Annotated in this window: 14 protein-coding genes and 1 tRNA gene; 11 read left to right on the forward strand and 4 right to left on the reverse strand. The window is 43.1% G+C overall.

Features of this window, described 5'->3' with window-relative positions:
* Window positions 1-5 precede the first annotated feature (5 nt).
* Window positions 6-1,109, reverse strand: coding sequence for an LptF/LptG family permease (locus ACLOAU_RS13025; RefSeq protein ID WP_427862300.1), 1,104 nt, complete (start codon window positions 1,107-1,109; stop codon window positions 6-8).
* Window positions 1,110-1,438: 329 nt separating this feature from the next.
* Between ACLOAU_RS13025 and ACLOAU_RS13030 the strand changes: the two genes are divergently transcribed.
* From ACLOAU_RS13030 to ACLOAU_RS13050, 5 genes are all read left to right on the forward strand, one after another.
* Window positions 1,439-2,764 carry a citrate (Si)-synthase, eukaryotic gene (locus ACLOAU_RS13030; protein ID WP_427862301.1) on the forward strand — a complete coding sequence of 442 codons (1,326 nt, stop codon included), beginning with the start codon at window positions 1,439-1,441 and terminating at the stop codon, window positions 2,762-2,764.
* Between the two features lie 125 nt (window positions 2,765-2,889).
* The gene (locus ACLOAU_RS13035) at window positions 2,890-3,162 is read left to right on the forward strand and encodes a YtxH domain-containing protein (protein WP_427862302.1); all 273 of its coding nucleotides are present in this window, start codon (window positions 2,890-2,892) and stop codon (window positions 3,160-3,162) included.
* A 107-nt stretch (window positions 3,163-3,269) separates the two neighbouring features.
* On the forward strand, window positions 3,270-3,608 hold the full coding sequence (locus tag ACLOAU_RS13040; protein WP_427862303.1) for a phage holin family protein: 339 nt from the start codon (window positions 3,270-3,272) through the stop codon (window positions 3,606-3,608).
* Window positions 3,601-4,020 (forward strand): hypothetical protein, encoded by a 420-nt coding sequence (locus ACLOAU_RS13045; RefSeq protein ID WP_427862304.1) that lies wholly within the window; start codon window positions 3,601-3,603, stop codon window positions 4,018-4,020. Before ACLOAU_RS13040 ends, ACLOAU_RS13045 begins: the two co-directional genes overlap by 8 nt.
* 68 nt (window positions 4,021-4,088) lie before the next feature.
* Window positions 4,089-4,162, forward strand: a tRNA-Ala gene (locus ACLOAU_RS13050).
* A 342-nt stretch (window positions 4,163-4,504) separates the two neighbouring features.
* On the opposite strand, the gene ACLOAU_RS13055 is transcribed toward ACLOAU_RS13050, so the two are convergent.
* The gene (locus tag ACLOAU_RS13055; RefSeq protein WP_427862305.1) at window positions 4,505-4,861 is read right to left on the reverse strand and encodes a response regulator; all 357 of its coding nucleotides are present in this window, start codon (window positions 4,859-4,861) and stop codon (window positions 4,505-4,507) included.
* Window positions 4,862-5,161: 300 nt separating this feature from the next.
* Here ACLOAU_RS13055 and ACLOAU_RS13060 point away from each other — a divergent pair, with 300 nt between their 5' ends.
* Window positions 5,162-6,667, forward strand: coding sequence for a hypothetical protein (locus ACLOAU_RS13060; protein WP_427862306.1), 1,506 nt, complete (start codon window positions 5,162-5,164; stop codon window positions 6,665-6,667).
* A gap of 146 nt (window positions 6,668-6,813) precedes the next feature.
* Here ACLOAU_RS13060 and ACLOAU_RS13065 read toward each other — a convergent pair whose 3' ends face one another.
* Window positions 6,814-9,630 (reverse strand): endopygalactorunase, encoded by a 2,817-nt coding sequence (locus ACLOAU_RS13065; RefSeq protein ID WP_427862307.1) that lies wholly within the window; start codon window positions 9,628-9,630, stop codon window positions 6,814-6,816.
* A gap of 56 nt (window positions 9,631-9,686) precedes the next feature.
* Window positions 9,687-10,556, reverse strand: a complete 870-nt coding sequence (locus ACLOAU_RS13070; protein ID WP_427862308.1) for an AraC family transcriptional regulator — start codon at window positions 10,554-10,556, stop codon at window positions 9,687-9,689.
* Between the two features lie 318 nt (window positions 10,557-10,874).
* Between ACLOAU_RS13070 and ACLOAU_RS13075 the strand changes: the two genes are divergently transcribed.
* From ACLOAU_RS13075 to ACLOAU_RS13095, 5 genes are all read left to right on the forward strand, one after another.
* Entirely contained in the window at window positions 10,875-13,916 is a 3,042-nt protein-coding gene (locus ACLOAU_RS13075) for a SusC/RagA family TonB-linked outer membrane protein (protein WP_427862309.1), read from the forward strand.
* 10 nt (window positions 13,917-13,926) lie between these two features.
* Window positions 13,927-15,369: a RagB/SusD family nutrient uptake outer membrane protein gene (locus ACLOAU_RS13080; RefSeq protein WP_427862310.1), complete on the forward strand. Its 1,443-nt coding sequence runs from the start codon at window positions 13,927-13,929 to the stop codon at window positions 15,367-15,369.
* A 101-nt stretch (window positions 15,370-15,470) separates the two neighbouring features.
* A complete protein-coding gene (locus ACLOAU_RS13085; RefSeq protein ID WP_427862311.1) occupies window positions 15,471-16,151 on the forward strand; it encodes a hypothetical protein in 681 nt (226 codons plus the stop codon).
* Window positions 16,152-16,168: 17 nt separating this feature from the next.
* On the forward strand, window positions 16,169-18,619 hold the full coding sequence (locus ACLOAU_RS13090; protein ID WP_427862312.1) for a glycoside hydrolase family 2 protein: 2,451 nt from the start codon (window positions 16,169-16,171) through the stop codon (window positions 18,617-18,619).
* Window positions 18,620-18,621: 2 nt separating this feature from the next.
* Complete coding sequence (locus ACLOAU_RS13095) at window positions 18,622-21,186, forward strand: glycoside hydrolase family 95 protein (protein WP_427862313.1); 2,565 nt, start codon at window positions 18,622-18,624, stop codon at window positions 21,184-21,186.

Genomic DNA, 21,186 nt, shown 5'->3' on the forward strand with positions numbered 1-21,186 from the left:
GGGCACTATTTAGGCGTTGTAAAATATAACCGTAAGGCTACAAAAAGAAATGCAATATTAGGCAACCATGCAGCCAGGAAAGGAGAAAAGTTGCCTTTTACGGCAAATACAGTAGAAAACTGGTCCGCAATAATAAAAACCGCAGCGATCAGGATACCCAAAGCCAGGTGCAGGCCACTACCACCCCTTGTTTTCCGGCAGGCAATCACAGCGCCTATGATGGTTAACAGCAGCACGGTACAGGGTGTGGCGGATCGTTTATAAAGCTCGACCTTCAAAGTATTTAATCCTTCCGTACCACGTAGCTGTTCTTTTTTTATAAAGTCGATTAGCTGGGGAGTGGTCAGCTTGTCTTTCTGGTACTCATCCCTTATAAGTTCTGACGGAAGAATATTCAGCTTCACTTCTTTTTCTGCATGAAAACGCACACGTTCGCCAAGGCTGTCCACAAAACGTTCCACCACTTTATTGGCAATCCATCTCTTTTTTCTTTTGGTGGTATCCCATTTAATGGATTCGGCCCGCAGGTTATAGATTACTTTTCCTTTCTTAACACGTTCCATGAAAAAGGTACCGCTCATTTGTGTTTCGGGGTTGTAATTTTTTACTCCCATATAAGATGAGCTGTCAATGCGTTTATAAAAACAATTGCTGCAACTGGTTTCCTGGCGGTTTTTAAGCGGGTTGTGTTTATCCAGTTTCTGCTGCATAAAAGTGGTATAGAGCACATTAGCTTTAGGTATGAAGTAATAACGGCCTATAAATAGTACCACAGCCAGCAAAATGCCTCCAATCAGGTAAGGTCTTAGAAAGCGGTTGAAAGAAGTACCACTGGCCAGTATGGCGATCACCTCACTGCGCATGGCCATTTTACTGGTAAAAAAGATCACCGCAATAAATACAAACAGCGGAAATAGTAAGCTCCATATAAAAGGTATAAAGCCCACATAGTACTGCTTGAAGATTTCCCAGTTACTCAGCCCGGTTTTTACGAAATCGTCGGTTTTTTCACTACTGTCTACTGCCACGGCGATAACGGTAAACAATAACATACAGAACACAAATGTTACCAGCAGACGTTTTAATATGAACCAGTCAAGTATTTTCATTCAGCCGCCAAAAATAGATGAAATTTAAGACTTAATGTAAGGTGTTGTATATTTTAGGAATGATTTTGCAAGCACTGGTATTTTGGGCCTGCAAACCGGTGTGCTTTTTATTATTTCAGGATGCGGTGTAAGGCTTATCTGTATTGTTTTTCATGCTTTTAAGACCGCTAAAACACAGCGCAAACGTTCCCGCAATTACATTGCTGTTAAATAGGTAATATAATTTGCTGAACCACTTGCCTTTATTTATCTTTAGCCCGCCCGGATGATTCGGTCGTACGGGCGTGAATGCTTACCCGAATAATCAAAGTACAAATTTTTTACGTGTTATGGAAATGCTGAAACAAAAGTTTAAAGCCCAGGCTGATAAGCTGGGGGACGAAATTAAAGCAATACTGAAAGAACATGGTGATACAGTAATTGGTCAAACAACACTGGCCCAGGTTTACCAGGGCATGCGCGGCATGACAGCGTTGATTACAGAAACATCGCTTTTGGATGCCCAGGACGGAATACGTTTTAGAAGGCACTCTATAGATGAATTACGCGATAAACTACCTAAAGCTAATGGTGGCAGCGAGCCGTTACCTGAGGGGCTTTTTTACCTGATGCTGGTAGGTGAAATTCCTACACAGGAAGAAGTGGAGAATCTGACTTCTATTTTACAACGTCGCAGTCATGTGCCATCCTATGTGTTTGAAACAATGGGGGCATTGCCCAAAGAAACCCACCCCATGACCATGTTTGTGGTAGGAGTTATGGCTTTACAGGGTGAAAGCACTTTTGCTAAAAAGTATGCCGAGGGTATGAACAAAAAAGAATACTGGGCCGCTACTTTTGAGGATACCCTGGATCTGATTGCTCGTTTACCGCATATCGCGGCTTATGTTTATCGCAGGAAATATAAACAAGGTAAAGCTTTGCAGCCGGATGGTTTATTAGACTGGGCTGGAAACTTCGCGCACATGCTGGGCTATGATGATGATCAGTTCAAAGAACTGATGCGTTTATATATGGTGATACATGCCGACCATGAGGGTGGTAATGTATCGGCCCATACCACGCACCTGGTAGGTTCTGCCTTGAGCGACCCTTACCTGAGCTATGCCGCAGGTATGAACGGCCTGGCGGGACCGTTACACGGCCTGGCGAACCAGGAGGTGATCAAGTGGATATTTGAGATGCAGGAAGAATTGCAAACCAAAGAGCCAACAGCGGAGCAGATAAAGGAATATGTAGAGAAAACACTGGCAGAGGGTAAAGTGGTTCCTGGTTATGGTCATGCGGTGTTGCGTAAAACAGACCCGCGCTTTACTGCTCAGATGGATTTTGGCAAAAAGCACATGTCTGATGATCCGTTGGTAAACACGGTGTGGAGAATTTATGAAACAGTACCGCCAATTTTGCAGTCTTTAGGCAAAGTTAAAAACCCATGGCCCAACGTAGACGCACATAGTGGTGCCTTGCTGGTGCATTATGGCATGGTGGAATATGAATATTACACAGTACTGTTTGCTGTAAGCCGCGCTTTGGGTGTGCTTTCCAGCCTTTGCTGGGATCGTGCATTAAGTATGCCTTTAGAGCGTCCTAAATCGGTAACAACTGCAGCTGTAAAGCGTTGGCTGAACAAAGAAGTACAAAACCTGGGAGATTAAACCGCTTTTTACTGGTGATTTACAGGTAAATTATTAATTGTTTAGCAGTCAGCGCTTTTTGGTACGATTTTTTAGGTACCTTAATTAAATAAATTATTTGTTCGAAAACTTTTAAAAGTTAAATTATGAAAAATAAAGACAAGATTTTACTGGGTATCTTAGGTGCAGCGGCAGCAGGCGTGGCTATCGGTTTATTGTTTTATACCGAAGAAGGTAAAAAAGCCAGAAAAAAAATCAAGAACACTACCAGCGACTGGGCGGATTCCCTCGGAAGTTTAATAGAATCAGGAAAGGAAAATCTTTCTGACCTTTCTCACAAAGCGAAGGATCGTTTTAAAAAAGTAAAAGGTAAAGCGCAGGATGCTTATTCCGGTGCTTCTGAAGAATATTCGAGCTAATTCTGTTTTTAGCTTTTAATGGGGTTGCCCGTAGGTTTTTCATAATAGTAATTATTGTGAACAATTTCGCAGGCAACCTTTTTTATTTAACTACATAAACTAAATCTATGTTCGACATAAAAGATAAGGTAGAGGATATAGTGGATAACGTAGAAGATATTGCCAAAACCTATTACCGTTTATCTGTAGTAAAAGTTGCCGATAAGGGAAGCAAACTCGGAGCTTCTCTTTTGATTACGCTTTTGCTATTTGCATTATTATTTTTTGCCCTCTTCTTTGCCTGTTTTGGATTGAGCTGGTGGGTAGGTGTAAAGCTGAATAACCATGTGTTGGGCTTCTTCATAGTATCGGGAGGTTTGTTTATCATACTGCTCCTGATCGTATTGCTTAAAAAGAAAGTAATTAACCTTATCAGAAACATTATCATAAATAAAATTTATGGCTAAACCTCAAATAGATAATTACGAAGACTTAATGGCGGAAAAGGAACGGTTAAAAGCACGTTTGAAAGCCAGCAAGGCCAGCATTAAGCAATCGTTAGGAGACATAAAAGAAGAAATCAATCCATTCTCCAATATAAAGAAGACAGCACAGGAGGCATTTAGTACCAGCACTACCAATCCCTTGGTGAAATTTGGTATAAAGCGTGCCAGCGAGTTCCTGATAGGGAAAGTACTATTAAAGAAAGCTGGCTGGCTTCCCAAACTGGTCATACCTTTTTTAGTAAGGGAGGTAACTACCCGTCTCATAGGCAGCAAGGCCGATAAAAAAATAGCTACCACCCTCAGAAGTACTGCCGAGAAGCTCAGAGAAGTAGAGATTCCGGATCTTTCGGGAGGGAAAACACCATCCATTTAACAGATTCCTGTAAATGAACTTGGATAAATTAATTGTTTCCTTTAATTTCGCTCTCCGCTCAGGAGCAAGGGGGATTAGCTCAGCTGGCTAGAGCGCTTGCATGGCATGCAAGAGGTCGTCGGTTCGACTCCGATATCCTCCACTAAATAAAAAAAGTTGTAACAACCCGTTACAACTTTTTTTTTAATCTTTTTTCGCCGGTAAGTATCGGGCGGGATGGAAGATCAATTCTTCTGTAGCGGTACAGTTATCAATTTGTAATATAGATAATGCCAACTTCGGCCATTGCGCTGGGAAGTTGGAAAATAGTTAGGTAAATAATTAATTATTTATTTATTGTCGATTGTGATGCGCCTAGTGAAATCTGTTTTTTTATATCCCTCGTAATGTCTTTATTAAAAATAATAAAGTTTTTTGTCTTGGTTATGTAATAGTCTGTTTACAGTTAATTTGCTATGGAAGCTTATAGCAGCTTTAGGATAGATCAGGAATTTTTTTTCACTACATCCACCATGTGATCCAGGTCGAAAGGCTTCTGTATATAATCGTCGGCCTTACACTGATCAGCTTTCTTAGGAAGGTCCATTGATGTAGATGTGAGCACCGCCGGTAACTCTTCTGTATCCGGATCGGATTTTAAATCCTCAATTACTTCTGTGCCCTTTTTATCTCCCTGGATATGCTCATCAACAACAATAACATCAGGATCGATCTTTTCAATTTTCTCAATCGGCTCAGTGGTTAATGATGGCGTCACCTCAAACCCTTCATCTTCTAGTACTTTATCCATTATTTCGAGAATGTGTTCATTGTCCTGGATAAGGACCACCTTTTTTTTCATGTCTGTTAATTTTGAATCCAACAATACAGTCATCAATAACCCTGGCTGGTCATGCCCTGTTTTACCTGTCAAATGTATCATTTTTCCTACTCACTCTCGCGGGAGGTTTAAACGATATTATAGCAAGTTATGCAAATAATGGCACACATTAGGCATGGCCTCATATTCTTGATCTTAATTAAATCGGTTCCCCCTGTAAAGCATTGCAGCAACCCAGCCCATTTACCCGATTTGTAAATTATTTTACCTGTAAAGATTAAATCCTGTTTTTTTTTGGAATATTTATGTAAAAAAGCGGTTATGCATATACGTTTATTTATTATTTTTTTGGCGCTGGCTATTACCTCCTTTACATGGAAAGAATGGCACTCGAAACTGGTAGAATTAAAGCCGGATGGCCGTTTAGTATACAAGCCCGACTCCAAAGGAAATATATTACCCGATTTTAGCCGGGTGGGCTATGAAACAGGTAATGTTGCTATCCCCGAGATACCCGTTGCCCGAACTATTGAGCCTGGCCCGCAGGCTGCAGATCAGATACAACAGGCTATTGACGAATTGGCTGGAAAGCCTTTAAATAAATTGGGCTTTCGCGGAGCGATTGTTTTAAAAAAGGGCAGGTACTCTATCAAAGACCAGATAAAAATTAATGCCAGCGGTATCGTTTTGCGGGGTGAGGGGACGGGCACAACTCTTATCGCTGAAGGTACTGATAAGCGCCCCCTGATACAGGTATTAGGTGAAGGTAGCATTAAAGAAATTAAAGGTACAAGAACAAGTGTCAGAACCGAATATGTACCGGTTGGCAGTTTCTCGATACCTGTGGTATCAACTGCCGGTTTTAAAAAAGGAGATCGTATTATCCTGGAATGGAATGCAACAGAGCAATGGATCAATGATTTAAAGATGAACCGTATTGTGGAACGACCTGGTACGCTGCAATGGCAGGTAAAGGAATACCGTTTTCAATTCCAGCGGGAAGTAACGGGAATAAATGGGAATAACCTGATTATTGACAACCCCGTAGTAATGGAAATGGATACTAAGTATTGTTCTGCCTTCATTTATAAATATGATTTCAACGGCAGGATTAGGAATATTGGTGTCGAGCACCTGAACTGCGAGTCGGCCTATACTGCGGATACGTCAGAAGATCATTCCTGGAATGCGATCTCTTTTGATAAAGTTGAGCATGGCTGGGTTAGAAACGTGGATGCCCGTTACTTTGCTTTTTCATGCGTTAACCTGGGCCGGTTTAGCAAAAATATTTCGGTGCTGAATTGTTCTGCTTCTGATCATAAATCGATAATCACCGGCGGCCGGCGGTATTCATTTAATAATGATGGCCAGCAAAACCTCTTCATCAATTGCGTGGCGAAAGACGGCAGGCATGATTATGTGACAGGGGCCAGAGTTTGTGGTCCTAACGTGTTTTACAACTGTAAGGCCAGCAACACACATGCAGATATCGGGCCGCACCATCGCTGGGCTATGGGTACTTTGTATGACAATATTGAAACCACGGGCGAGATGAATGTAAGAGACCGCGGTAACTGGGGGTCTGGTCACGGATGGCCGGGAGTGAACCAGATTTTCTGGAACTGTACTGCTCGTACAATTGTGGTAGAAAGTCCATGGGTCTCCGGTAAAAATTATGCGATAGGTATTAAAGGAAAAAAAGTGCCAGGCAGGCTGGAAGGTAGGCCCGATGGTGAATGGGAAGGTCATGAACAGGACGGCCTGCAACCCTCCTCTTTGTACCAGGCTCAATTAAAAGCAAGACAATTAAGCTTAAAGAGAAACTAAACCTTCTGCATATAGCACGGATGAATAATAAGTGCGCCGTTTTTTATTGCAGCAAATTCTTTAGCAGCAAACGCCCGTTTAAGGGCGTTTTATTATTGGGATATGTCTTGAGTTTATCTTCTGATGGATAGGTACTGCAGCCTGTTTTATTGTAAACCTGTTGTTTCTCTCTGGCCAATAGTTGGGGTGCCGGCTACCCGGTTATTAACTAAACGAATGTTTTTAGCATCATTTAAAAATAGCCAGTAACGATGGTCGGGTTGCTCATAGTCGAATGTTGAGTTGGTAATAGCAAGATCTTTAACATGCTTTGCCCAAATACCCCATGATGGCTGTGTCTTCAGGTTGGAAACATTATATTGTCCTACGCCCAGCTCCGGCGGATTCGCTGCGGTGTCAGAAACAGGATGTCCACCCTTAACGAGCAGGTGAATATCGTTAAAACTGATATTGGTGATATATCCCGTGTGAATACCGTTGGGTAATCTAAAGGGAAGACCTCCCTCAACATTATTGGTGGCGGGCAACGCATAGCCTGCAACTATGGGCGATGCCATACGTTGGCTTCCGTCAAATTCAGGCCATCTCTTATTAGCTTTCCCATAAGAACTGCCTGCATAAACTTCTGAGATGTCTATACCATTGAGCGTAATATTTTCGACCCTTCCGATATTAACATTGGTAACCAACAATTCATTTCTGCTTGTACCATTTTCTGTGAATTTAAATAGCCTTGCTTCGGCTCCCAACACCCGCCCGCGGTTAGAAATAGAAATGAAAAAAGGAGTGTGTGTGCGGAACATCTTTGAACGGCTATGTAGAGGCCCTGTTTCACCGCAGTTTAAATGAATATTTCTAACAAGGCCGCCATCGTTGGTAGAAATAGAAAAGCCGGCCTTATTGGCCCCTAATACATAAATATTGTCAACGCATATGTTGGTGATATCATCGGCCGTTTCAGAACCGATTTGAAAAAGATTACAATTGGTGTCGCCTATAACATTGCGTATCTTATAATTTTTTGCCGGCCGGGTGAATCCCAGCGAGCAATCGGACCCCGGCTTTACGATATCGTCTGAACTTACCTTAGAGTAAATATTACGTACGTAAACATCATTACATGCCATAAAATCGTAAATATCCCTTGCATTCGAACTATTGTCTTTTGCAAAATAGGTATCATGCACATTAATCCCGTCCGTTCCCGTTGCCAGCAGTACAAAATGTCCGGCCCTGTCAATCTTCAACATATTGTCTGTGTTGAAGTCCCTGCCTTTGTTAGGGGTGATGAAATAAGGTGCATCACTGGTACTATCGTACCATAAATCTTCTTTCCTGTAAATGCCGCCTATTTCAATGCGGCTGCATAGCTTCAATGAAAACATTTTATCATTACGATTATCCGGCTTGTTATCCATCACTTTATCGCTGGTTACCAGGTTGCCGTTTCCTGTTATATAGCCATTGCCGGTAATTTTAATATTATCCTCCCTTACAGCAGTAAACATGGCGTTACGAAAATAAGCATGGCCTACATCCTGTTTGGTCAGCCAGTTTTCAGGATGGGCATATGGCCCCATATCAGTGGGTGAAAGTCCTGACCTGTATTTTTTACTACTGAACCAGGTGAGCTCCGGGGCATCGCCGCCTTTTAAAGCCTGGATGGTAGCATCTTTCTCCAGGTATAACCAAACATTGCTTTTCAGGTGTACGGTTCTTACATTATAAGTGCCGGTGGTGAACAAAAGGGTTCCACCGCCCAAACGGTATATTGAGTCGATGGCCGCGTTTATTTTCTCCGTATCATCGGTATCACCTTTACCCGAAACGCCGAATTGCTTTATATCTGGTTTCCCGGAAAAAAAAGACACCACATTGGAAGCTCCCTGGTGTTTGCCGCCCGAAACCAGTATCCTGAACAGGTGAAGTTTTCCCGGCTGCAGGCCTTTTAGTTGGCCTATGCCGTTTCTCATATCAATACTGGCATCGGAGGTTGTCCAGCTTTTTCCCCCGTTTGTAGATTGCTGAATGATCATGCGCGAAGCGGACACCCGTGGCCATTTTAAGGTGGTATAACTGTATCGGTCCGGCATATCTGCCTGATAGGTAGATGAATCGGGAACCCGCTGTAAATCAGATATAGCCTGTGTTACAGTAACCAGCGCATTGGATTCCGGGCTTCTCAGGATCTCTGGTTCGCGGGTGGTATAATAAGCTGTAAACCCGTGAACGCCGGTCTTAGAAAAGCCTGCTCCCCGTATTGTTATTTTTATATCTACACCATTGGATGGACGAAGATCGAGCCCCGTTAAAGTAATTTGTTTTCCATCTTTTGAGAATTGCACGTGTCCGGTTTTGTTATACGAATAATTGCTACCCGTTCTACCTATAGATTGTTGTTCCAGCTTCTGCAGCAATACTTCGCCGCGGCCAATAATGTTGATGAAGGTATTACCGGGATCTGCTTTAAAGTCTGCTGGCAATGTTATTACTATAGTTGCATTCGGGCTTCGCTGCCCCACTGTGTAATTAATGACCAGGTCTCCCTGGGAGCCGACGGTCCGGCGCGGTTGCTCAATCTCCAGTATTCCTTTAAGTGCACCGCGGCGCAAAGCAATAGGGTATTGTTTTAATGACCGGCCTTTCGATCGTACAAGCAACCTGTCTCCGGTGACAATAAGACCTTCTTTTTTGGGGACACCCGCAGGCGTAAGTATGGAGTAGCCGGGAGCCTGGCGGGACAAGTCTGAAACCAGATCCCTGACAGTTGGCGTAGTAGATTTTAAACCTTCATTTTCAGGAGTATCTACGTCGAATAAATACGTGGTACCTGTTGCAATATAAAGAGTGTCATTACTTAGCCCGTTTATATAACGCGAGTAAGGTACCGATGCCTTTTGAGCCGATATTGTTGCCGGCACAAAGAATGTGGCAGCAATGATATTGAGAAAAATTAATTTCATTTTTAAGATAGTAACTTGAATTGATGGGTAATAAGTCCTTGTACTGTTTAAATTCTTTAACCTGACAGAGGCTTATGTTTTTTCTGGTAGAGAAGAGGACTCATGCCGGTAACCTGTTTAAAACATTTATGAAAGGAGGTGAAATTATAGAAGCCGCTATCGTAGCAAATTTTCTTAATTGGATTATCGGTCTTGATCAATAGTTTACAAACATGGGCAATCCTCAGCTCGGCGATAAATTGTGTATAGGTTTTTCTCGTTCTTAATTTGAAAAAGCGGCAAAAGGAGTTGGGACGTACGCCTGCGATTTTTGCAATTTCATCCAGCTGAATTTTCTTTCTGAAATTTTTTATGGTATACTCATACACCTCGTTAATCCTTTCTTCTTCTGTAGCTCCAACATTTAACTGAATGTCTGCTGAAGAAAGGTAAAGCTGATTTTTCCAGCCGGCTATTTTTGTAAGGATGGTTAGTAGAGCGATGATCCGGTAAGGCCTGTCGGTATTCAGCACATCTTCAAAAGAATGTATTAACTCTTCATTCATTTCATCAATAAGAATACCTCTTTTGGCATTTTCCAAAAGTAACCTGATATCCGTATTTTCCGGAAGTTTCAAGAATTTCTGTCCCCAGAAAGATTCCAGGAAATGGATAGCAATTACATTGATGCTTTCTTCTACACCTGCTTCATGATACTTGTCATCAAAACGCCAGTAGTGTGGAACATGCGATCCGATCAGGCAAATAGCTCCCGCAGCGAAAAGTCTTACGTGGTCGCCGATCAGTAACATCCCTGTGCCTTTTGCAATATATATCAGCTCTATTTCTTCATGGCAATGCCAGCGCCTGTTGATTGGAAACAGATCGCGCCTGACTTCAAAAGAGGTACCGGGAGCAGGCGCAATTTTTAGCAAGTGTGGTTTCATTCTGATTTTTTATACGAGTATGGAAATGCATTTCGGATTTATAAACGAAATATACACCATAACTGAACGAGGGAATATATGAATGGTAAAATTGCTTATTACTTGGATAATATGTCTATCTGTTCTCGTATGAAAACGGCTTTACTTGCAGTATTAATAAACGATTGCGCATTTTTTAAATAAAACTGTATGACGTACTGCTTTACAAAAAAGAGATACTATCTATGGCTATTGCTTCTTGTTATCATCATGCAATTTGCATATTCAAATGTCCTTTATGCCGCAAGGGGACATCGGGTTGTTGTTTCTACAAATGGCATGAATTGGCTTCAACAAAAAAAGATCAAGGTTACAGGTGTAGTCACAGATTCAAAGGGAGTACCTGTTAAAGGCGTTTCTGTAACACAAAAAGGCTTGAAAGGCGGCACTATGACCGATGGGGAAGGACGCTATAGTTTGTCTGTTCCCGATGGGCAAACTGTGCTGGTGTTTTCTGCTATCGGTTACCTCGAGAAAGAGGAAGCGGTGAATGACCGGGAAAAAATAGACATCACTTTATTTGAATCCATTTCCGATCTGGACGATGTGGTGGTTATTGGTTATGGAACCCAGAAGAAAAGAGATGTTACCGGTGCCATTACCTCTATCAGTGCCAAGCAAATTGAGGAACGGCAGGCCGTTAATATTGCCGATGCCCTGCAGGGACAGGCAGCGGGGTTACTGGTAGTTAATAATTCAGGCGAACCCGGAGCAGAGAGTTCTGTTACCATCCGTGGGGGATCAACATTTTCAAGTGCCGGTAATGAACCATTATATGTTATTGATGGGGTAGTTGGTGCCAATGGAAATAACATCAATCCCAATGATATCCAGTCCATCGAAATTTTGAAAGACGCTGCGTCTTCGGCCATATATGGGTCGCGGGCAGCTAATGGCGTTATTATTATCACTACTAAAAAGGGGCAGGAAGGTAAGCCCAGAATTGATGTACGCTATCTGAGAAATTACGGGTTCCTGGCGCATAAGCTGCGCCAGGCAAATGCCAGCGAAGTAAGGCTGTTCAGGCAAAAGCAAAGCCCCAACAGTTCTGGTGCCGGATCCAGTACAGATTCGCTGAATCCTGGTTTCAATGCCGATAATGATTACCAGGATGCCTTAACAAGAGTAGCCAAAAGAGACCAGGTAGACCTTGGTTTGAGCGGTGGTAGCAAAACGCTGAATTATTACACTAACATGCGGTATGTTAATGATCAGGGATTGATCCTCAACAGCTGGGGTAAGCAGGTACAGGCCCGTACCAACCTGGATTTCGTGCCCAATGAAAAATTTAAATTTATTACCCGTTACCAGTTCGGGTATCGTAAACGCAATAATATTAATGAAGGCAATACGATCAACCAAACCTTTCAGCGACCTACTAATTTTACGCTCTATTATCCTGACGGTTCGCTTACAGGATATGTAAGTGGCAGGAGAAATCCTTTATCTGTAGCGTTATATGAAGTGAACCATGAAGAACAGTTCAATGCACAGCTGTTCAACGAGATCCAGTACGCTATTTTGAAGAACCTGAGGTTTACGACCAATTATACTTTTCTTTATACGCAGGGATATGATCTCGATTTTTCGCCTAAGATCTTAAGCTCTAACACGCCGCTATCTAATAATGGTGGCGAAGGGTTTGACCGTTCCACGCAATGGCAATACCAGGCGTTTATAAATTATGATCCGCGCTTTGGTAAAAACCATAGTATAAACCTTACAGCCGGATTTAGTGCAGAAAAAAGTGATAATAAAAGCAGCTACACAGAAGCTAGAAATTATGCTACCGAAACCATCATAGCTATCAATTCGGCTCAAACGATATTGCCTGCTGAGTTTAATGCAAGTGGCAATACATTGGCTTCTTTTTTTGGCAGGTTAGGATATAGCTTTAAAGGAAAGTATACTATTAACGGTTCGGTTCGCTACGACGGATCTTCAAGATTTGGAAAGGACAATAGCTGGGGTTTGTTTCCAACTGTAGGTGCCGGATGGAGAATCTCTGATGAGCAGTTTATGCAGTGGGCCAAGCCGTTGTTATCGGACGCCCGCTTTAGAGCGAGCTACGGAAAAGTAGGTAATGAGCGCATCGGAAACTATGATGCTTTACAGCGTTATGGATTTGGCAGGTATTATAATACGGTATCCGGTGTGGCATTTGGCAACTCTTTTGGAAATCCTAAGCTGGCCTGGGAGAGTTTGATTCAGGCGAACTTTGGTTTAGATATAAGCTTGTTGAAAAATCGCATTTCTATAGCCATTGATGTATATGACAAAACTACCAAAGATCTTTTGTATAACAGGCCACTTCCAAGAGAGACAGGCTTTAACAGCGTTCGGGTAAACCTAGGAAGTATTCAAACCAAAGGATTTGAGTTCCAGGTAAACGCAACGGCTATCTCTACCAAAAATCTGAACTGGAATGTGGTAGCCAACTATTCGAGGTATAAAAGCATCGTAAAAACACTTTATAACGGGGAGTCATTTATTTCGGGTAATACGGCAGATGGAGGAAATGCCGGCTGGTTTATAAGAGAAGGCGGTCAGCTGGGGGATTTTTACGGATGGAAAGCCCTAGGCGTTTACGCTTATGATGAATCTAATGCCTATAATGAAAATTGGGACCGGCTCACACCTAATTTTGATGCAGCCGGAAAGTTCTCCGGATATAGTTACAATGGGCAGCCTTACACGGGCATCGTACAAAGCCTTTATGGACGGGGCAGTAAACTGCGTGGCGGAGATGTGATTTTTGAAAACCTGAACCGGGATAGTGTTATTGATGACAGGGATCGCCTGATATTAGGAAATGCACAACCTAAGTTTTTTGCTGCAATCATCAATACTCTGACGTACAAACAGTTTTCGCTGTCATTTACCTTTAACACAACCTGGGGAAACAAGATTTACAATAATGCTGCTCAAACACTCGATAACTACGGCCCAACACATATTATTCCCAGGCCCCAAACCATTTATGAGGCATGGTTCAAACCTGGTGATATTACCAATGTGCCCGAAGTGAGCCGCAGACAGACCACAGGTAATATGCGTATGAACGACCGTTTCCTGGAAGATGGTTCGTTTATAAGGCTGTCTTATGCACGACTTACCTATAATCTGAAACCACAATGGGCCAAAACTATTTTTTCCAGGGGAGCAAGCCTTTACGTTTATGGCTCCAATTTAGTTACCTGGACGAACTATACCTGGTTTGATCCGGAGTTTCCCTCGGGAGATCCTCTGCAAATGGGACAGGACAACGGTCGTTATCCCCGGAGACGTGAGGTTGGAGTAGGAGTAAACGTTAACTTTTAAATGATTTGCCATGATAAATATAATATACAGAAGTCTTTTAATTGCAGTACTGATCATCACCTTCAGCGGCTGTAAAAAGTTCCTGGAGCAAAATCCAAAAACGGAAATCGGTTCTACTGTTTTCTGGAAAACCGAGGACGATATTAAAGGAGGTATAGCTGCGATGTATGATGGCATACAGGCCATCTTCGACAACGATTATACATTGTATGGCGATGCAAGAACTGATGAGATCAGGGTAGGGCAATATGGTAATATATCCTACGCCATGAATGGGCTGAGCGCGGGCATTACCGGTTCGGATTGGACCAATTTTTATATTACTATCGCAAGAGCCAACCTGGGAATTAAATATATCCCTATTGTTAAGCAGGAGCACCAGACAGGCATCGCTCAAAGTGCCATTAACCATTACCTGGCCCAATGTTATACAACAAGGGCATTATGCTATTTTTGGTTAATTCGCCTCTGGGGAGATGTTCCCGTATGGACCGAACCCTATGAAGATATCAACCTGAGCCCGGATAAGCCCAAAACATCAAGGAATTTAATAGTGGATACACTTATTCTTAAAGATCTTGAAATGGCGGCAGGCCTGGCTAACCCCGCTCTGAACAGTGTATTTGAGGCCAATGTTGGCGGAACTTATGCACTGCAAATGGATGTGGCCATGTGGAAAAAAGATTATCAGCTGGCCAAAAATGCATATGATAAATTAATGGCGTTAAAAAAGTATAGTCTTGAGCCTACCGCCACATGGAAAAATCTCTTTATTGCACCGGCTTCTACAAAGGAGTCTATATGGAGTGTACATTGGGATTGGACATTAGACGGTGGCGCTGAAGTGTCTACGTTAATTGGCGCCGGCAATACTAATAGTGATTTTGAAGTAGAAGATTCTGTATGGACCTATTGGACTACCACAGTTTCTGATATCCGCGGACCCCAAACTATTGATTTTAAAAATACCAGTCATGATAAGTTTTTGAAATTTTATGCGCCTAATCTCAACGCTAGTGGTAATCAGGTATATCCTAACGGCGCAGAAGCCAATATATTATTCCCGATCTATCGGTGGGCCGACATTGTTTTGCTGCGCGCAGAAGCCGCCAATAAACTCAATGATCCCGGCACCGCTCTCAGCCTTTTAAACCAGGTACGTGCCAGGGCTGGCGTTACCGCTTACCGTGCCGACTCCCTGAATAATCAAACAATTATGGAATCGGCAATACTGGCAGAAAGAAAGCTCGAATTATATATGGAGGCCAAACGTTGGTTTGACCTTTTAAGAACCGACAAAGTAATTGAAGTGATGGATCCGATATTAAGAAGAAGGCAAATCCAAAGAAGTTCACCTGCAACCGGTTGGGGTGATCCCAGAACTATTCTTTGGCCCATTCACAGAAATGTACTCAATGCTAATACAAAGTTGGAGCAAAATCCTCCCTATTAATTAGTGAAGTTATTTAATGACCGCGTTTTCCGCGTTCCGTTTACAGGAGATATGTTTTGAGCGTTGGCAAAAACGCTCATGATTAAACAAAATTATTAGAAATGAAAAAAAATATACTCATCCCTTTATGCAGCATCCTGGTGGTGCTGCTGGTAATGAATTCGGGTTGCAAAAAGCTATTTGGACTGGAACGTCAGAAAAACTGGAATTTTGAACCGGTGGTACTGGATCCTCATATCAATCGTACAGCCTGGCAGTTCCTGAAAGACTACGCCGTAGGGCCAACAAGGCAGGATTCTGTTTTCTACCGCATGTACCAGGCCATTATTTATTCAGGAATCGATAGCAACCTGTACTTGCAGAATAATAAAACATTTGTATTTCTTCACAATGATGCGGTATACCGGCTGGCCAGCAATAGGATCACTGCGGACTGTTACTTTGGATACCATAAAATAGGAACTGCCACTGGAACCAAATGGGAAGATTATCCAAAGGATTCAGTGAAAAACTGGTTATTGTATTTAATAGCAGAAGGTGAGCATAACTTTGGTGGTGTAGGTCCTACACCTGTAAAGGCTAAAACTTTACAACCGCCGAACACTTATGCCAATAATCCGGAAAGTGTGATCTATTTTAGCGTGGTGAATGATCAGAATATGAAGTTCAGAATCAATGATTTTATTGGTAGTAAGTTGATGACACAGACCCGGGCGGCCGGCTTTGTAGCAACAAACGGTCCTGTGCATATTGTAGATAGAGTAGTAGATTATATCCCATAAAGAACGATCAGATAATTATGAAGTATTGGCTCCTTTTTGTTTTAATTACTTTCCAATTTTGCGCCGCAGCGCAGCAATCGGTAAGGTTGATCAACGACTGGCAATTTCTTAAACAGGACCTGGGCGGTATATGGGAGGCGGTGCGCCCGGGAAAAGAAGGCAGCCCCGAATCGGTACCGCTGTGGACCAAGGTTAGCCTGCCTCATTGCGCTAATGATAAAGATGCGGTAGATCCGGATGTGAATTATTACCAGGGCCCTATGTGGTATAAAACACAATTGGATGTAAAGAATCCCTATGAAGGAGGAAGAACATTACTGCATTTTGAAGGTGCCGGACAAAAAACCCAGGTATACGTATATACCACCAAAGTAGGGGAGCATGTAGGTGGTTATGATGAATGGAGTGTAGATATAACAGAAGCCGTTGCAGCTTTCCTTCAAAATAAAGAATTGGTAAAAACGTTTAAAGGAAAAGTGCCGGTGTCTGTACGTTGTGATAATTCACGCGACCTGGAGATGATGCCTTCTGATCTTTCTGACTTTAATTTATATGGAGGCTTGTATCGTTATGTAAATCTTGTTTATCAGCCATCACTCTATATCAATAGCCTGTTTGCTACGCCTGTAGTTGCTGCCAATAGCAAATCGGCCATGGTAAATGTAAAGGTACTCCTGGAGAATCCCGGCCATTTGACAACTGCACAATTGTCGATAAAATTAAAAGACCCGCTCGGCAGGGAAGTTCAAAAGATAGAAAAGCAGGTACAGCAGTTGAACGGTGATATTAATGCAGGAGATCTGATGGTTAAAAATCCCGGGCTTTGGAGCACCGACCAGCCGGTATTGTACACGCTGGAAGCCACAATTACATCCGGCGCTGTAACTCAAACAACGCAAACCCGTATTGGTTTCAGAAGCTTTGAGTTTGTAAAAAAAGGCCCGTTTTTGTTGAATGGCAAAAGATTACTCTTGAGAGGCACGCACCGGCATGAAGACCATGCAGGGGTAGCTGCTGCAATGACGGAAGATCAAATGCGGGAAGAGATGATTGCAATGAAGGAGATGGGTGTGAATTTTATCCGGCTTGGACATTATCAGCAATCGCGGGTGATCCTTGATCTTTGTGATAGCCTGGGCATTTTGGTATGGGAAGAAATTCCATGGTGTCGTGGAGGTTTAGGCGGTCCGGTGTACCAGGAGCAGGGGAAACGCATGTTGCGTAATATGATCGGGCAGCATTATAATCATCCTTCAGTAATTATCTGGGGCCTGGGCAATGAGAATGACTGGCCTAACGATTTCCCGGAGTTTGATCAGCAAAAGATACGTGCTTATATGAAAGAATTGCACGACTTGTCTCATCAGTTAGATCCTACCAGAAAGACCGCTATCCGGCGCTGCGATTTTTGTAAAGATATTGTAGATGTTTATTCGCCCTCGATCTGGGCCGGTTGGTATCGCGGCGTTTATACCGAGTATAAAGAAGTTTCAAAAGCTGAATTTGATAAGGTAGATCATTTTCTTCATGTAGAATGGGGCGGCGACAGCCATGCGGGACGACATTCAGAAACCCCTGATAAAGCTTTGCAGAATATTAAAGCAAGCGGCACGGCCGATGAAAGAGCCGGCGATGCCTCCCTGTATGGTGGTGCTGCCAGGGCTTCCAAAGATGGTGACTGGAGTGAGACCTATATATGCAACCTGGTAGACTGGCATTTAAAAGAGCAGGAAACCATGCCTTGGTTAACTGGTACCGCGCAATGGCCATTCAAGGATTTCTCAACACCGGTTCGACCTGAAAACCCGGTTCCCTACATGAATCAGAAAGGCGTGGTTGAAAGAGATCTTACCAAAAAAGAAGCTTACTACGTGTTTCAATCATACTGGGCTACCCGGCCCATGGTTCATATTTACGGGCATTCGTGGCCGGTACGCTGGGGTAACGAAAATGAAGAAAAAATGATCAAAGTATATTCCAATTGTGATGAAGCGGAGCTGTTCGTAAATGGTCAATCGTATGGTATTAAAAAAAGAAACAGCCAGGATTTTCCAGCCGCGGGCCTTCGCTGGAATATGCCTTTAAAAAAGGGTAGCTATAATGTTCATGTAATGGCCCGTAAAGGTAAAACGGTAGTGACCGATACGATCCGTTTTAAGTACCAGACCGAGAAATGGGCTCAACCCGCGCAGGTTTCGCTAAAAAAGATCAGCGAAGAAAATGGAATTGTTACGATTGAGGCCAGGCTATATGATGCAAAGAATGTTCAATGCCTGGATGCGGTGAACTGGATTCGTTTCGGCTTAACGGGTGATGGTACTTTAATAGATAACCTGGGCACATCGGGAGGATCCAGGCTTGTACAATTATATAATGGACGTGCTACGATTCGCATTCAAACAAACGGCGGACGATCGGTAGCCAGTGCTAAAGTGGGTCAGCTTCCTGTTACTTTTTTTAATTTATAGTGATGCATAAAAAGGTCTTTTTATTGATTGGTTTATTCAGTGTATTGCTGGCAGATGCCCAGGTTAAATCAGGTAAGGACGATTTAAAACTATGGTACGATAAACCTGCATCTATTTGGGAAGAAGCGCTTCCTTTAGGTAATGGCAAAACGGGCGCTATGATATTTGGTGGTGTGGGAACAGAGCGCCTGCAACTGAATGATAATACGCTTTGGTCGGGTGCTCCCAACCCGGGCAATACTCCTGGTGGCCCGGTGATTTTGGCTGAGGTGCGCCGGCTCATTTTTGCAGGTTTATACGATAGCGCCACCAATGTCTGGAAAAAAATGCATGGACCTTATTCAGCCCGTTATCTTCCTATGGCCGATCTATGGCTGAGAACATTGGGTCCGGATACAACAGCTTCGGCTTATTACCGCGATTTGAATCTCAATACAGCTACAGCTACGGTAAAGTATACTTTGAATGGAGTAACCTATACCAGGGAAGCTTTTGTTAGCCATCCCGATAAAGCACTGGTAGTACGCCTCAGCGCCAATAAAAGCAAGGCGATCAACATTTCGGCAGCGCTCAGTAGTAAACTAAAATACAGAGTTGCAGCGAATGGAAAGGATGGACTGGTGTTAACCGGCAAAGCACCGAAGTTTGTAGCGAATCGTGCTTATGAAAAAGAGCAGGTAGTATATGACGATTGGAATGGCGAGGGTATCAACTTTGAAGTTCAGTTAAAAATAGTAGCGCCAGGTGCAACAGTAAAAGCTATAGGCGATCAGCTTCATATTTCAGGAGCGAACATAGTTACGCTCTATTTAACCAATGCTACCAGTTTTAATGGTTTTAATAAATCACCAGGCAAAGAAGGAAAAGATCCGCATAAGGAAGCTGGTAGCAATATGCAACGGGTACAAAACATAACTTTCGAAAAACTCCGGCAAAGCCATGTTGCCGACTATCGTAATTTGTTTGACAGGGTTATTTTTAAGATTAACAGTCCTTCGCTCCATGCTAATTTACCAACCAATGAACGGTTGAGACGTTTCGCTAAAACGCCTGATGATTTTGGCTTACAAACTTTATATTATCAGTTGGGTCGCTACCTGATGATTGCATCTTCCAGGCCCGGATCAAGACCTACCAACCTGCAGGGTATCTGGAACGAACATGTGCAGCCACCCTGGGGCAGCAATTATACCACCAACATTAACACCGAAATGAATTATTGGCTGGCAGAAAATACCAATCTTTCCGAATGCCATCAGCCTTTGTTCGACTTTATGAAAGAACTGGCTGTAAACGGAGCGGTAACGGCCAAAGTAAACTATGGCATCAATGAAGGCTGGACAGCTCATCATAACTCAGATCTTTGGGCAAAGACCTCTCCTCCGGGCGGGCAAGGCTGGAATGACCCCTCTGCTATGCCGAGGTGGAGTTGCTGGCCCATGGCTGCCGGCTGGTTCAGTACTCATTTATGGGAGCATTATCTTTTTACAGGCGACGAGCAATTTTTAAGAGAGAAAGGCTATCCTTTAATGAAAGGCGCTGCGCAGTTCCTGTTGCACTGGCTGGTCAAAGATCCCCAATCGGGTATGCTGGTTACCAATCCTTCCTCTTCTCCCGAAAATACCATTAAGATCAACGGCAAAGAGCACCAGCTCACCATGGCCAGTACTATGGATATGTCCATCATCAGGGAACTGTTTACCGCTGTCATTAAATCAGCTGAGGTACTAAAAACCGATGCGGCTTTTGCAGCCACTCTTAAAAAAACAATGGATCAATTGTATCCTTTTAATATCGGGCAATACGGCCAACTGCAGGAGTGGTTTAAAGACTGGGATGCACCAACAGATAAGCATCGCCATTTGTCTCATTTATTTGGATTGTACCCTGGCAGCCAGGTGACGTTGAGCAAGACGCCGGAACTGGCAGCGGCAGCAAAGCAATCATTAATCTTCCGGGGCGATGTGAGCACGGGCTGGTCCATGGCCTGGAAAATCAACTGGTGGGCCCGCCTCCGCGACGGAGACCATGCTTATAAGATCTTAAGCGATGCCTTTGCTTATATTGATCCGCGGGAGAAAAGGGAAACTATGGGTGGTGGAGGTACTTATCCGAACCTGTTCGACGCGCATCCTCCTTTTCAGATCGACGGGAACTTTGGAGCAACAGCGGGTATGACAGAAATGCTGTTGCAAAGCCATGAAGGGTATTTATTCCTGCTGCCTGCACTTCCCGCTGTATGGAAAGACGGGTTTATAAGCGGTATTAAAGCCAGGGGGAATTTTAAAGTAGATATCAACTGGAAAAACAATAAGCTTACCAGCGCAACCGTCTATTCTGAAATTGGAGGCGACTGTAGCCTGCACACCCTGCAGCCTGTAAAAGTAGTAGAAACTACTTCTTTGAAAAATGTAGGCATTGCCGGCAATAATTTACTAACCCGGTACGAAAAGCTCAACTATCTTAATAATACAAAAGAGAAACTCCCCGATGTAAATACGCCGGAAGGGTATACCATTAATTTTAAAACCGAAAAAGGAAAAAGGTACACCATTGTACCACTATAA

The organism is Paraniabella aurantiaca, from assembly GCF_050309965.1.
Lineage (GTDB): Bacteria > Bacteroidota > Bacteroidia > Chitinophagales > Chitinophagaceae > Niabella.

Coding starts and splice junctions, on each gene's coding strand:
- ACLOAU_RS13025 (WP_427862300.1), bottom strand. CDS start 1,109: ATGAAAATACTTGACTGGTTCATATTAAAACGTCTGCTGGTAACATTT.
- ACLOAU_RS13030 (WP_427862301.1), top strand. CDS start 1,439: ATGGAAATGCTGAAACAAAAGTTTAAAGCCCAGGCTGATAAGCTGGGG.
- ACLOAU_RS13035 (WP_427862302.1), top strand. CDS start 2,890: ATGAAAAATAAAGACAAGATTTTACTGGGTATCTTAGGTGCAGCGGCA.
- ACLOAU_RS13040 (WP_427862303.1), top strand. CDS start 3,270: ATGTTCGACATAAAAGATAAGGTAGAGGATATAGTGGATAACGTAGAA.
- ACLOAU_RS13045 (WP_427862304.1), top strand. CDS start 3,601: ATGGCTAAACCTCAAATAGATAATTACGAAGACTTAATGGCGGAAAAG.
- ACLOAU_RS13055 (WP_427862305.1), bottom strand. CDS start 4,861: ATGAAAAAAAAGGTGGTCCTTATCCAGGACAATGAACACATTCTCGAA.
- ACLOAU_RS13060 (WP_427862306.1), top strand. CDS start 5,162: ATGCATATACGTTTATTTATTATTTTTTTGGCGCTGGCTATTACCTCC.
- ACLOAU_RS13065 (WP_427862307.1), bottom strand. CDS start 9,630: ATGAAATTAATTTTTCTCAATATCATTGCTGCCACATTCTTTGTGCCG.
- ACLOAU_RS13070 (WP_427862308.1), bottom strand. CDS start 10,556: ATGAAACCACACTTGCTAAAAATTGCGCCTGCTCCCGGTACCTCTTTT.
- ACLOAU_RS13075 (WP_427862309.1), top strand. CDS start 10,875: ATGAATTGGCTTCAACAAAAAAAGATCAAGGTTACAGGTGTAGTCACA.
- ACLOAU_RS13080 (WP_427862310.1), top strand. CDS start 13,927: ATGATAAATATAATATACAGAAGTCTTTTAATTGCAGTACTGATCATC.
- ACLOAU_RS13085 (WP_427862311.1), top strand. CDS start 15,471: ATGAAAAAAAATATACTCATCCCTTTATGCAGCATCCTGGTGGTGCTG.
- ACLOAU_RS13090 (WP_427862312.1), top strand. CDS start 16,169: ATGAAGTATTGGCTCCTTTTTGTTTTAATTACTTTCCAATTTTGCGCC.
- ACLOAU_RS13095 (WP_427862313.1), top strand. CDS start 18,622: ATGCATAAAAAGGTCTTTTTATTGATTGGTTTATTCAGTGTATTGCTG.